This is a genomic window from Pseudomonas fluorescens, from assembly GCF_005938625.1.
Lineage (GTDB): Bacteria > Pseudomonadota > Gammaproteobacteria > Pseudomonadales > Pseudomonadaceae > Aquipseudomonas > Aquipseudomonas fluorescens_BD.
Map to the genome: position 1 here is coordinate 18,115 of NZ_VCNJ01000057.1, position 13,224 is coordinate 31,338.

The following is a 13,224-nucleotide window of genomic DNA, read 5'->3' on the forward strand; positions in this document are numbered from 1 at the left end:
GAATGAACGCGAGGAGTTTGACCATGACGACTGCCATCAATACTGCTGTGGAAAAGGGCGACGCCGCCATCGGCGCGCACCTGGTGCGTGACGTCAGCCTGCCGGCGCTGGTGCTGCACCGCGAAGCGCTGGAGCACAACATTCGCTGGATGCAGAAGTTTGTCAGCGACAGCGGTGCGGAGCTGGCGCCCCACGGCAAGACCAGCATGACGCCAGCACTGTTCAAGCGACAGCTCGACGCGGGCGCGTGGGGCATTACCCTCGCCAGCGCCACCCAGACCCGCGCCGCTTATGCCCACGGTGTGCGTCGAGTGCTGATGGCCAACCAATTGGTCGGCACACCGAACATGGCGCTGATTGCCGATCTGCTCGCCGATCCGACCTTCGATTTCTATTGCATGGTTGATCATCCGGACAACGTCGCCGATCTTGGCGCCTACTTCGCCTCGCGCGGCGTGAAGCTCAACGTGATGATCGAGTACGGCGTGGTCGGCGGCCGTTGCGGTTGCCGCAGCGAGCAGGAAGTCATCGAGCTGGCCAAAGCGATCAACGCGCAACCGGCGCTGGCGCTGACCGGTATCGAAGGATACGAAGGCGTGATTCATGGCGATCACGCGGTCAGCGGCATCCGTGAATTCGCCGCATCACTGGTGCGGTTGGCTGTGCAGTTGCAGGATAGCGGCGCTTTCGCCATCGCCAAACCGATCATCACGGCGTCCGGTTCGGCCTGGTATGACCTGATTGCCGAATCGTTCGAAGCGCAGAACGCCGGTGGCCGCTTCCTCAGCGTGTTGCGTCCGGGCAGTTACGTGGCGCACGACCACGGCATCTACAAAGAGGCGCAATGCTGCGTGCTCGACCGTCGCAGCGACCTGCACGAAGGCCTGCGTCCGGCACTGGAAGTCTGGGCGCACGTGCAGTCGCTGCCGGAACCCGGTTTTGCGGTGATTGCCTTGGGCAAGCGTGATGTCGCGTTCGACGCCGGTTTGCCGGTGCCATTGCTGCGTTACAAGGCGGGCGTGGTGCCGGCGCTGGGCGAGGATGTCGGTGCCTGCAAGGTCACGGCGGTGATGGATCAGCATGCGTTCATGACAGTGGCGCCGGGCGTTGAGTTGCGCGTGGGTGACATCATTTCCTTTGGTACGTCGCACCCTTGCCTGACGTTCGACAAGTGGCGTGTGGGGTTGTTGGTGGATGAGCAGTTGTCGGTGATCGAAAGCATGAAGACCTGTTTCTAAGACTTGGACCGAGTTGCGGCCAATCGCTGGCAAGCCAGCGATGAGGCCAGACCAGACACCCGCGCATCAACAGAGACAGCACAAGATGAACACCCTCAGCCCCCTGGGCCCGAACATTCCACGTATCGCCCTGATCGGCGAATGCATGATCGAACTGCAGCAACGCGCCGACGGCAGCCTGCAGCAAAGCTTCGGCGGCGATACCCTGAACACGGCGGTGTATCTGGCCCGCGCAATGGGCGAGCAGGCCCTGGTCGACTATGTCACCGCATTGGGTGACGACAGCTTCAGCGACGCCATGTGCCAGATATGGACCAGCGAAGGCATCGGTCTGGATCTGGTGCAGCGTCTGCCGGGTCGCTTGCCGGGCCTGTATTGCATTCAGACCGACGCCAATGGCGAGCGTCGCTTCCTTTACTGGCGCAATGAAGCGGCAGTACGTGACTGTTTCACCACCCCGGCTGCCGCGCCGATTCTCGCGGCGTTGCCGGATTACGATGTGCTGTACTTCAGTGGCATCACCCTGGCTGTGCTCGGCGCATCGGGCCGGGAAAAACTGATCCAGACCTTGATCGAAGCACGGCAGCGTGATGCGCGCATCGTCTTCGATAACAACTTCCGGCCACGGTTGTGGGCTTCTGTAGAAGACGCGCGAGCGGCGTATCGCAGCGTGTTGCCTTACGTTGATCTGGCGTTGCTGACCGTGGATGACGAGCAGGCGCTGTTCGGTTTCGCCGATTGCGAAGCGGTGTTTGCCGCTTATGCGCAGTTCGGCACGCCGGAAGTGGTGCTCAAGCGTGGCGCCGAGGCGTGCCTGATTCGCTGTGATGGCGAGACATTTGAAGTGCCGGCGCAGAAGGTCGAGAAGGTGGTGGACACCACGGCGGCGGGGGATTCGTTCAGTGCGGCGTATCTGGCCAGTCGCTTGCTCGGCGGAAGTCCGGCGGAGGCTGCCGAGGCGGGGCATCAGTTGGCGAGCCGGGTGATTCAGGTGCCGGGGGCGTTGATCCCCAGACCCTGAAATGCAATCCCTGTAGGAGCTGCCGAAGGCTCGGGCCGCGATCGGACGATCTTTTGATCTTGTTTTTCAAGATCAAGATCAAAAGATCGCAGCCTCGTTTCACTCGACAGCTCCTACACAGCTCCTGTGAGGAAAGTATTAATCGCGGTAAAACACCTGCACCAAGTGATACCCGAACTTGCTCTTGATCGGCCCATGCACCGTGCGCAACGGCTTCTTGAAAATCACCGCATCAATCGCCCCGACCATCTGCCCCGGCCGCACTTCCCCCAGATCGCCGCCGCGCTTGCCGGATGGGCAGGTGGAAAATTTCTTGGCCAGCACATCGAACGCTTCACCCTTGGCGATACGTTGTTTGAGTTGTTCGGCCTCTTCGGCAGTTTTCACCAGAATGTGGCGGGCTTGGGCTTTCATCGTGCGGTACCTGATAACGGGGTGACGGCGGGGCGCGGATTATGCCTCAAGTCACGGGGTTTGGCTGATCATCGTGCGGATCTTGCTGGCCAGCAGCTCAATGGCAAACGGTTTGGCGACCATGTCCATGCCGTCCTCGAGAAACCCCTGACGCTCGGCGGCTTTCTGCGCATAACCGGTCATGAACAACACCTTGAGACCCGGCCGATGCTGACGGGCGATTTCCGCCAGTTGCCGACCATTCATGCCAGGCAGCCCGACATCGGTGACCAGCAGATCCACGCGCAGATCGGACTCCAGCAGGGGCAGGGCGGTCTTGGCATCTTCGGCTTCGTAGGCTTGGTAACCCAACTCCCGGAGCAGATCGAGCACCAGCATGCGCACTGCCGGGTCATCTTCGACGACCACCACGGTTTCGCCAGTCGTCGTCGCCGGCACTTGCTCAAGGGGCACGATAGCCGGCCGTTCCGCCTCGACGCCTTGCAATCGCGGCAAATACAGACGCACGCAAGTGCCTTGGCCCGGCAGGCTGTCGAGGCTGACGTGTCCTCCGGACTGCTGGGCAAACCCGTAAATCATCGACAGCCCCAACCCGGTGCCTTGGCCGATGGGTTTGGTGGTGAAGAACGGATCGAAGGCCTTGGAGCGCACGGAGGGCGTCATGCCGGTGCCGTTGTCGCTGACCGCGAGCATCAGGTAGTCGCCGGCCTTGACCGGTTCGAGCGTGGTGATATCGCTGCCGTCGAGATAGACGTTGGCCGTTTCAATCAGCAACTCGCCACCCTCGGGCATCGCATCACGGGCATTGATGACCAGGTTGAGCAGGGCGTTTTCCAATTGGCTGACGTCGGTGCTGACGGGCCACACATTCTCGGCCAGACGCAGGGTGAGTTCGATCGGATCGCCCTTGGTGCGACGGATCAGATCTTCCAGCGAATGCACCAGTTCATTGACGTTGAGGGTTTTGCGATCCAGCGATTGGCGTCGCGAAAACGCCAGCAAACGATGGGTCAGCGCCGCCGCACGGTTGGCCGACGACACGGCCGCTTCGGTAAAACGACCGATCTCGTCCGCCCGGCCATTGGCAATGTAGCGCTGCATCAGATCGAGACTGCCGATGATCCCGGTGAGCATGTTGTTGAAGTCGTGGGCGATGCCGCCAGTCAGTTGACCGACGGCCTCCATCTTCTGCGCGTGGCGCAAGGCATCTTCGGCGCGCTCGCGTTCGAACATCTCGTTCTGCAAACGCTGGTTGGCTTGCGCCAATTGCTCGGTACGGGCGCTGACCCGTTCTTCCAGGGTCTCGTTGAGATTGCGCAAGGCTTCTTCGGTTTTCTTGCGCTCGGTTTCATCGATTACAAAGATATAGAAACCGTTGACGGCGCCGTCCGCACCGTAACGTGGAAGGTAATTCATCAGCGCGTGGCGACTGCTGCCATCGCGGTGCGGGGTGTAGAGGCTGAATGAGCACGGTCGGCCGGCCAGCGCCTCGGCAATGTAAGGCAGGCGCAGGAAATACGCTTCTTCACCGATGACGTCGCGAATCGTGCGCCCGTAGAGTTCCTGCGGCGTGAGGCCGTACCAGTCGAGATAGGCCGCGTTGTTGAGGCGAAAACGCTCCTCGCGGTCGACATAGCTGATCAGGATCGGCATGGCGTTGATGATCAGTTGCAGCTCGGTCTGGCTCTGGCGCAAAGCTTGTTCGGTGTGTTTGCGCTCGGTCAGATCCAGCGCTGCCCCGAGGAAACGCACGGGCCGGCCATGGTGATCCTTGTAGCAGCGCCCGCGCGCGAACACCCAGCGCACCTCGCCATCGCCTTGCTGCAAACGATATTCCTCAGCGTATTCGGTGCCGTAGGTGATGCAGTGTTTGATGCTGCGCGAGACCATCGCGCGGTCTTCCGGGTGTACGCCCTGCAAGTAATCGCTGATTGGCAACTGGCCGGCGAGGCCGGGATCGACGCCATGTAACTGAGCGAAATGGGCATCGGCGATAAAGCGATCTTCGCCGATGTCCCAATCCCAGGTGCCGACGGCGTCGGTGGCGGCCAGGGCTAGTTGCAGGCGTTCTTCGGTTTCGCGTTGGGCCTTGAGGCTTTCTTCGGAACGTCGTTGCAGTTCCAGAGCGATGCGTCGGCGTTCGTTGGTTTCGATGGCAGTGACCAGAATTCCGGCGACTTGCGCGGTTTCATCGCGGATCGGGCTGTAGGTCAAATCCAGCCAGAAGTCCGACTCCTTGCCTTCGCGCTGCAGGGTGAAGCGTCTTTCACTGTAGGTGCGTACCTGGCCTTGTAGGACGGCGCTGTAAATCGGGTCGGTAAAGTCGCGAAGTTCCGGCCAGATCTGGTGCGCTGGCTGTCCGAAAGCGTTCGGATGCTTGTGGCCGGCGAGCAGGGCAAAGCCATTGTTGTAGATCTGCGTGAGTTGCGGCCCCCACAACAGCAGCATCGGCATCGGCGAGTGAATCACGATGTCCACCGCCGTGCGCAGGCTCTGCGGCCAGCTGCCGGCAGCGCCCAGCGGGCCGCGGCTCCAGTCGGTGCGGGCGATCAGTGCCTGAGCGTCGTCGGTGTTCGGTACAGCATTCATTACATCAGTCCTGAGCGTGGTTCGGTGAGGCGGCGTCTATCATTGTTGCAGTTGATCTGCGCCAGGCGCAGGCCATTGTCTGTTCATTGAATGCTTCGCGGGTGCTTTTTGCCATGGAAATCGATGCACTGTTGTCAGTTTTGTCCAATAAAAACGGTTCGGATCTGTTCCTGTCCACGGGCGCACCGCCCAGCGCGCGGGTCGACGGCGTGCTCACGGCGTTGAGCGAGCAGCCTTTCAAGATCGGTGAAACCGCCGCCATCGCCGCCTCCCTGATGGACGCCGAGCAACGACGGGAGTTCGACCGGGATCTGGAAATGAACCTGGCGATTTCGCGAACGGGCATCGGCCGCTTTCGCGTGAACATCTTCAAACAGCGCAACGATGTATCGATCGTGATTCGTAACGTCAAACTCGACATCCCGCGTTTCGCTGACCTGAAACTGCCGCCGGTACTGCTCGACACCGTCATGCTCAAGCAAGGGCTGATCCTGTTTGTCGGCGCCACCGATTCGGGCAAGTCGACTTCGCTGGCGGCATTGATCGACCACCGCAACCGCCATAGCACCGGGCACATCATCACCATTGAGGACCCGATCGAATACATTCATCGCCACCAGCGATCGATCATCAATCAACGTGAAGTCGGGGTCGATACGCGCAGCTTCCACGCCGCTTTGAAAAACACCCTGCGTCAGGCGCCGGATGTGGTGCTGATCGGCGAAATCCGCGACCGGGAAACCATGGAACATGCCTTGGCATTTGCCGATACCGGGCATCTGGTGCTCTCGACGTTGCACGCGCACAACGCCAATCAGGCACTGGAGCGGATCATCAACATGTTCCCGGAAGAACGACGGCCGCAGTTATTGCATACGCTGGGCAATAATCTGAAAGCATTTATCTCGCAGCGGTTAGTGCGCACTGTTGATGGGCAAAGGAGGGCGGCTGTCGAGGTGTTATTGGGTACTCCGACGATTGCTGATTCGATCCGCCGCAATGAGTTAGGCGAATTGAAAAGTATCATGGAGAAATCCGCAGAGTCGGGCATGCAGACCTTCGATACAGCACTGCTGCAGTTGGTCGAAGAGCGTGAGATTACAGTGGACGAGGCGTTAAAAAATGCAGACTCGGTGAATAATTTAAGGCTTGGTATAAAGCTGAAAGTCGAGTCCATAGGGAGTGCTGATATGTCTACAGGTGATTGGGGTCTGGTGGAGTAAGTTGCTGTGGTGATGTCGAGCAATATCATTAGGTTGGGGGTGATTGAAATGTGGGCTTGTATTTAATGAGTTGAAAGTTTTTCTGTTTTTATTAAGTTTGGCTTGCTGTTCTAAAAGTCATAATTAATAAACAGAGTCTGATATGAAGAATCGATGTGGTTTGAACAAGATGTCCGGGTTGGTTGCTGTCGATAATGTGCGTTGCTCTGCTGCAGATGAAGCGGAGCGAAGGGTGTTGACCGGGCAGTTGAAGAAGTTCAGGAGCGAAGTGCAAGAAAATGACGTGGTTGATATGTCGAAACTTAATGAGTGGGTTATGAGGCTGTGGCCAGAGTCCTCTTTCGGACGCTTGCAGAAACCCGCGAGTGAAATGCTTGAAGAGCTGATGAAGCTGAAAAATTCAAACCTTTACAGCAGGGTGACGTCTTCGGGAGAGTTTCACGTATATGCGTTTGAAGACGGCTGGGAAGATGTGACGCCCAACATTAAGTATGATGCTGAAGCAAGTATTAAGCTTGAACGAATAGCTGCGATTGCCATGGAACTCGGCGGCTTTGTTCACCTTGATAACACAGTGCTGCTCTCGCAATGGTTAAGCTTTCACGGGTTCAACGTACCGGATGACAGGGCAAAACTAGATAGTTTGATTGGCTTTCTTGAATGGAAATGGCCTGAGGCAGATAACTTTGCTAACTATTGGGAGCAGATAACAGGTTTCAATGATGAATCGATCGCCTTGACGCCGCTTCAGTGTGCCGAGATTCGTGCGTTGACTGAAAAAAAGGTTCCAGCGGGTGAGAGCTTGCTTGGCAGTATTTTTAAACGGGTCAAGCCATATAATACAGTTACTGTTGATTGGAATAGTGCGAATGAGGTCATAGCGATTTTGCTTCGCCATTCCACCTCGCAGCAACTTGCCAGGGAATATGTCGAGGCATTGGGCTGGTGGGGGGCAACAAAATCCCAATTAGTTGATGAAGACGACCTTGCGCAGGTTTTACTGACCGCTATTATTTTGCAATCGGATCCTTCGATCGGGATAAGCGGAAAGCGTAATTGCATTGGGGGTTTTGATATTTACGATCCGGGTTCAATGGCTGACAAGCCTTTGTATACGCTTCGTGAAAATTTTGAGGCCTATCTCGTTGCAAAGGGTCAGTCGCACTCGATCGTTCCCTTGATTTCTCATTTGCTGTTGGCTCACGTGGCCCCCGCACTCTTGGTGAAAAACCTGCCGGCGGAACTTTATGTCGGCTCGATAGGCTGGGTGACTTTTTGCCAAGCGCTAAATTTTGTCGAGGTCAATCGAAGAGGGGCCTCTCGCTTCATGTCTTATGAGCAGATCATGAAGTTCGCAAATATGGAGACGGTTAGTCCGGTACTGGGGCAACTTCAGGGTATTGCTGCTATCGACCCTATCATTGACTGGGCATTGATTAACGAGGTTATCACTCATGAAAATCTGAAGACCTCTGCTACTGCTGCGGCCCAAAGTGCCCTGGATGCCTATAAAGCTCATGTCGATGCAATGGTCTTGGGAGTCAAGGCATTTGCGGCGCCCCCACCTAATCGAAAACGATTGGCGATGACTGCCTTGAGGCAGGCAGTGCCCAATTGTGATTTTATCGAAGAACCGCTGTTACGCTCGGAAACCTTCTCCGCGATGAGGGTATCGATGCTTGACCTGCATATCGAAGGCTTATTGACATCCGCGACATGGGATTGGAATAAAGAACCCAATATATTTAATGCCTATCCCGAGCTATTGCTGTTGCCTCCCATCAAGCCGATGTTCGAAGCGGAATTGACCAATTATCACAAAAATATTCATAAAGCCATTGGTTCGAATATCAAATTGGCTATAGCCGGAATGCCACGTGCCGATCGGGAAATATTTGCTTCCAGCAAGGTCACTTTTTTTACTGTTCGGCCCTCGGTCGCCGAGCTGTACTATCCCTCATCGAGTAATTACAATCTGGTTGGTGTGGCTAATAAACCACCTAAAAATATCGAGGTTCAGTTAAAGAAGGATCAAGCGGTAGGGCGGTTTGGCGTGATCATGATAGCGTCATACGGCAATAATCAGACTTTGTGTTATGAAATGTTCACCTTGCTGGGCGAGTGCAGAAGGAATGACGAGTTAGGCGAACTGATTGTCTACACTCAGAAAATGAATATGCCCGGCAGGGTAGAGTACAAAGGGAAACTTAATGATGCATTTTTTCCTTTGCCCGCAACGCATAATGTGCCAACTGATTTCGATAGCTACATTGTCGGGAAAAAACCTGTCCGGAATGCTTCAGGGATCATGGTCATAGAAAAGCTCGGCTCTGTCCCGGCGCCGACATCCAAGACGAAAACAGCGCGTAATTCTTATCAGTTTTTTGTCAGTGAACATATCGAGAATATTGCCCGGTTTGTAGTGGAAAACAGACCGTTGGGCAGTCTTCAGGATTTCACGGATGTATTTACCGAGTACACAGATAAAGAGCGTACAGCTAATACATATAAAGAGGTGTTGACCTATATTGTTGATTTGTGTGTTCCATTCAAAAAGTGCATCGAGGATTTGGCGTCTGGAAATAGAAATCAGGTTGTTGACGGAATTTATGCATGTACGATGGATGCTATCGGTATATTTTTTACTGTATTGGGTGCGCCGACGAAAATTTTGCAAATCGCAGCCAAGACAGTATCACTGACCGCAAAAATCGGCAGCCTGGTCAGGTTTGGCATTTCGCTTACGGTTTCCACCTTCAACCCGATTGATGGATTACCGACTGCGGGCTACCAAGCGTCCAAAGCATTGTTTAAGAGTGTCATGCATTTAGGCGTGTCGGGAGCGAAAGTGGTGGAAGCTGCGGTTGTCCAGATGGGCAGGTTGACTGGTACTGCGCAGGAATTTCACAAACTGGCGAGTGCTGCAGATCTGGGGCTTGGTAAGTGGCGGCCCTTGGCAAGCACGGCGGCAGCTTTGAATGTTTGCGCCATCAATAAAAGTAGTCAGTGGTTTGCGGTCAATCGTTTGGGTAAACCATGGGGGAAGCGACTGGTTAATTTCGATCTTCAACAGAAATTCAGTTTGCCGCTGCTACAAAAGCCGATACCGAATACTTTCACGAGTCATATTATAGAGCGCAGCTTGACAGCAGCCCGCTTGAAAATTGACAACGCAATTGATGTGCTGCGGTCTCCCGCCTTGAACTTCAAAACTGACCTCGCGATTGGGCTGTTTTTGGGCAGTACTCCGGCTGCGCGTGACGGCTTATCGAATTTGTTAGGTGCAATCAGGCTGGATTTTGGCGGCATTTCCGCGAGTAACCTTTACCTGGACGTTTTGAAAGTCGATGACAGCGTCATCCATGTAAACCCATTCGATTATGGTAAGTGGAAAAATGCGGGTGCGCAGGAGAGGAAGCATCTGCAGTACATGACGGTCAATACGATCAACTTCAATCAGCGATTCAGCTTGTCGGGTTATGGCGAAATCGCGGATGACCTCATTCATGAAATGACACGGGTTACCCCTGCAAAGACCAGTCTGATCACAGCTGAAAGTGCGACTATCGATGGCAAGATAGGCTTGGATGTTGCGCCCTTGCTAAACCTGGCGAAGGGGCGCCTGCGGCGAACGGAGATGAGCGGCGCTGACGATTTCCACAACAGCGCTCAAGCGCTTGCCAATGCGGACTCGCTAGCGCTTGTTGTGGCATTGCTCAGTCTGTTGAAAACGGACGAAGCCCGGTTTTCGGTGACCGTCGGCGTCATGCTTGCAGCAATTAACGCCAGTGCGAATCAGCCGATTACGGGTGAAATTGTGGTCAGTCTGAACTAAAACTGTGCAACGCGAGTTTCATCTTTGAATGACCTCGGTCGCGCCCAGCTCCGGCCGATCCCGAAACTGCTCCAGCGCTTCGGGATTGGCCAGTGCATCAGTATTTTTCACCGGCCGTCCATGCACTACCTCGCGCACGGCCAATTCGACAACCTTGCCGCTGATGGTGCGCGGAATGTCTGTCACCGCCACAATCTTCGCCGGTACATGCCTCGGAGTGGTATTGGCGCGGATCACCTGACGGATGCGCTGCTCCAGTGCTTCATCCAGTTCCAGCCCTTCGCGCAACCTGACAAACAGCACAACCCGCACGTCATCCTGCCACTGCTGACCGATGGCAACGCTGTCCAGCACTTCAACGACTTTCTCAACCTGACGGTAGATCTCCGCCGTGCCGATGCGCACACCGCCGGGATTGAGCACTGCATCCGAGCGGCCATGAATCAGCATCCCGCCATGAGGCCGTTGTTCGGCGTAATCGCCCTGTGCCCAGACCCCGGGAAACAGGCTGAAATACGACTGCCGCAGTTTTGCTCCGTCCGGGTCATTCCACAGACCGATCGGCATCGCCGGGAAGTGTCGGGTGCAGACCAGCTCGCCTTTCTCGCCAGTCACCGGCTGCCCGGCGTCGTTCCAGACTTCAACCGCCATGCCCAGACTCTTGCCCATGTTCTCGCCGCGCCGCACGGCGCTCATCGGGTTGCCATTGACGAAGCACGAAACGATATCGGTGCCGCCAGACATCGACGCCAGGCACACATCGGGTTTGAAGTCGCGATAGACGAAGTCATAGCTTTGCGGTGATAACGCCGAACCGGTGCAAAGCAGCGTCTTCAGGCTGCCCAGATCATGACTATCGCGTGGCCTGACGCCGCTGCTCTCCAGGGTCGCGAGGAACTTGGGGCTGGTGCCGAACACACTGATGAGCTCGTCGTCGATCAAGTCGAGCAAACGCTGGTTGTCCGGGTGAAACGGCGAGCCGTCATAGAGCACCACGGCGCTGCCGACCGCGAGCGCCGAGACCAGCCAGTTCCACATCATCCAGCCGCAGGTTGTGTAGTAAAACAACCGATCTCCCGGGCCGAGATCGCAGTGCAGGCCGTGTTCCTTGACGTGCTGCAGCAGTACACCGCCAGTGCTGTGCACGATGCATTTCGGCACGCCGGTAGTGCCGCTGGAATACAGCACGTACAACGGATGGTTGAATGGCACCGGGACAAAGTCCGGTTCGCCTCCGGCTTGATAAAAGTCATCCCACAAGCTCACTTCGGCGCGAGTCTGGTAAGCCTCGACATGGGCTTGCGGCTGGGCGTAAGGCACGATGATCAACTGCCGTAGCGTTGGCAGCTGTTCGAGTATTCCGTTGATTTTGTCGGTCTGGTCGATCGTTTTGCCGGCATAGCGATAGCCTGCACAGGTGAGCAGCACTTTCGGTTCGATCTGGCCGAAGCGGTCGATCACGCCGTGGGTGCCGAAGTCCGGCGAGGAGCACGACCAGATCGCGCCGAGGCTGGTAGTAGCGAGCATCGCCACCAGCGTCTGCCAGGTATTCGGCATGCACGCGGCGACGCGATCACCGAGGCCAACACCGGCAGCTTGCAGGCTCGCTTGAAACCCGGCGACGTGCTCGGCGAGCTCGGCCCAGGTCAACTGCTCGCGCTGGCCATTCTCCGCCACGCTTATTACCGCCACAACATCGTCGCGACGACGCAGCAGGTGTTCGGCGAAGTTCAGCGTGGCGCCGGGAAACCACTCGGCGTCGGGCATGTTCGGCCCTTCACGCAACACAGCATCGGGCTGGGTGTGAAAACGGATATCGAAGAAGTCGACGATTGCCTGCCAGAATTCCGCGCGCTGTTCGACGCTCCATTGGTGCAGGGCAGGGTAGTCGTCGAGTTTCAGCGAGTGGCGCTCATTGATCGCACGGCGGAAGGTGTCCATGCGCGAATTGGCGATACGGTTGGCGTCGGGTTGCCAGAGGATGTCGGACATTGCTTGCCTCTTGTTATCGGATTACAAAAATTCCCTTGTAGGAGTGAGCCTGCTCGCGATAGCGGTGTATCAGTTAACTGTTACGGGTCTGACACACCGCTATCGCGAGCAGGCTCACTCCTACAGGGGCGCAGCATTACTGCGCGAGCCAGCCACCATCAATATTCCACGCCGCCCCACGCACCTGGCTGCCGGCCTCGCTGCACAGGAACAACACCAGTTCGCCCAGATGCTGCGGTGTGACGAATTCCAGCGACGGCTGTTTCTCGGCCAGCAAATCATGCTGCGCCTGCTGCGGATCGACACCCTTGGCCGCTCGGTCATCGATCTGCTTTTGTACCAGCGGGGTCAGCACCCAGCCCGGGCAGATCGCGTTGCAGGTGACGTTACTGGTGGCAGTTTCCAGGCCAACCACTTTGGTCAAACCGATCACACCGTGCTTGGCGGCGACGTAGGCCGCTTTGCCGGTCGAGCCGACCTGGCCATGCACCGAGGCGATATTGATGATCCGCCCCCACCCTTTGGCGCGCATCCCCGGCAGGCTCAGGCGCGTGCTGTGAAACACCGAAGACAGGTTGATGGCGATGATCGAATCCCAACGCTCGACGGGGAACTCTTCCACGGCGGCGACATGCTGGATGCCCGCGTTATTGACCAGAATGTCGACACCGCCGAACTCGCGTTCGGCGTAGGCGATCATCTCGGCAATTTGCGCCGGGTCACTGACATCCGCCGGATGATGGCCGACCTTGCCGCCGAACCGGGCGACCTCGGCGATGACTGTCGAGGCATCACCAAAACCGTTGAGAATCAGGTTCGCGCCAGCCTTGGCCAGGCTCAGTGCGATGCCCAGGCCGATGCCGCTGGTGGAACCGGTAACCAGTGCGGTCTTGCCGGAAAGAGTCGTCATGA

General features: G+C 56.7%; 8 protein-coding genes. 4 read left to right on the forward strand and 4 right to left on the reverse strand.

The window, feature by feature from the left end; all coding sequences use genetic code 11:
- Positions 1-23: 23 nt before the first annotated feature.
- Entirely contained in the window at positions 24-1,238 is a 1,215-nt protein-coding gene (locus FGA82_RS27145) for an amino acid deaminase (RefSeq protein ID WP_141129471.1), read from the forward strand.
- Positions 1,239-1,323: 85 nt separating this feature from the next.
- Positions 1,324-2,259 carry a sugar kinase gene (locus tag FGA82_RS27150; RefSeq protein WP_141129472.1) on the forward strand — a complete coding sequence of 312 codons (936 nt, stop codon included), beginning with the start codon at positions 1,324-1,326 and terminating at the stop codon, positions 2,257-2,259.
- 138 nt (positions 2,260-2,397) lie between these two features.
- Here the strand turns inward: FGA82_RS27150 and FGA82_RS27155 are convergent, their stop codons facing one another.
- Both FGA82_RS27155 and FGA82_RS27160 read right to left on the reverse strand, forming a co-directional pair.
- A complete protein-coding gene (locus tag FGA82_RS27155) occupies positions 2,398-2,673 on the reverse strand; it encodes a peptidylprolyl isomerase (RefSeq protein WP_007912322.1) in 276 nt (91 codons plus the stop codon).
- 51 nt (positions 2,674-2,724) lie between these two features.
- Positions 2,725-5,262, reverse strand: a complete 2,538-nt coding sequence (locus FGA82_RS27160; RefSeq protein WP_141129473.1) for a PAS domain-containing hybrid sensor histidine kinase/response regulator — start codon at positions 5,260-5,262, stop codon at positions 2,725-2,727.
- A gap of 113 nt (positions 5,263-5,375) precedes the next feature.
- Here FGA82_RS27160 and FGA82_RS27165 point away from each other — a divergent pair, with 113 nt between their 5' ends.
- Positions 5,376-6,485, forward strand: coding sequence for a PilT/PilU family type 4a pilus ATPase (locus FGA82_RS27165; RefSeq protein ID WP_141129474.1), 1,110 nt, complete (start codon positions 5,376-5,378; stop codon positions 6,483-6,485).
- A 160-nt stretch (positions 6,486-6,645) separates the two neighbouring features.
- A complete protein-coding gene (locus tag FGA82_RS27170) occupies positions 6,646-10,320 on the forward strand; it encodes a hypothetical protein (RefSeq protein ID WP_141129475.1) in 3,675 nt (1,224 codons plus the stop codon).
- A gap of 18 nt (positions 10,321-10,338) precedes the next feature.
- Here the strand turns inward: FGA82_RS27170 and FGA82_RS27175 are convergent, their stop codons facing one another.
- Together FGA82_RS27175 and hbdH are read right to left on the reverse strand one after the other, a co-directional pair.
- The gene (locus FGA82_RS27175; RefSeq protein WP_141129476.1) at positions 10,339-12,312 is read right to left on the reverse strand and encodes an acetoacetate--CoA ligase; all 1,974 of its coding nucleotides are present in this window, start codon (positions 12,310-12,312) and stop codon (positions 10,339-10,341) included.
- 136 nt (positions 12,313-12,448) lie between these two features.
- Positions 12,449-13,222, reverse strand: coding sequence for a 3-hydroxybutyrate dehydrogenase (gene hbdH / locus FGA82_RS27180; protein ID WP_141129477.1), 774 nt, complete (start codon positions 13,220-13,222; stop codon positions 12,449-12,451).
- Positions 13,223-13,224 lie beyond the last annotated feature (2 nt).

Excerpts from the sequence above, each read along its gene's own strand:
- FGA82_RS27145 (WP_141129471.1), top strand. The coding sequence starts at position 24 with ATGACGACTGCCATCAATACTGCTGTGGAAAAGGGCGACGCCGCCATC.
- FGA82_RS27150 (WP_141129472.1), top strand. The coding sequence starts at position 1,324 with ATGAACACCCTCAGCCCCCTGGGCCCGAACATTCCACGTATCGCCCTG.
- FGA82_RS27155 (WP_007912322.1), bottom strand. The coding sequence starts at position 2,673 with ATGAAAGCCCAAGCCCGCCACATTCTGGTGAAAACTGCCGAAGAGGCC.
- FGA82_RS27160 (WP_141129473.1), bottom strand. The coding sequence starts at position 5,262 with ATGAATGCTGTACCGAACACCGACGACGCTCAGGCACTGATCGCCCGC.
- FGA82_RS27165 (WP_141129474.1), top strand. The coding sequence starts at position 5,376 with ATGGAAATCGATGCACTGTTGTCAGTTTTGTCCAATAAAAACGGTTCG.
- FGA82_RS27175 (WP_141129476.1), bottom strand. The coding sequence starts at position 12,312 with ATGTCCGACATCCTCTGGCAACCCGACGCCAACCGTATCGCCAATTCG.
- hbdH (WP_141129477.1), bottom strand. The coding sequence starts at position 13,222 with ATGACGACTCTTTCCGGCAAGACCGCACTGGTTACCGGTTCCACCAGC.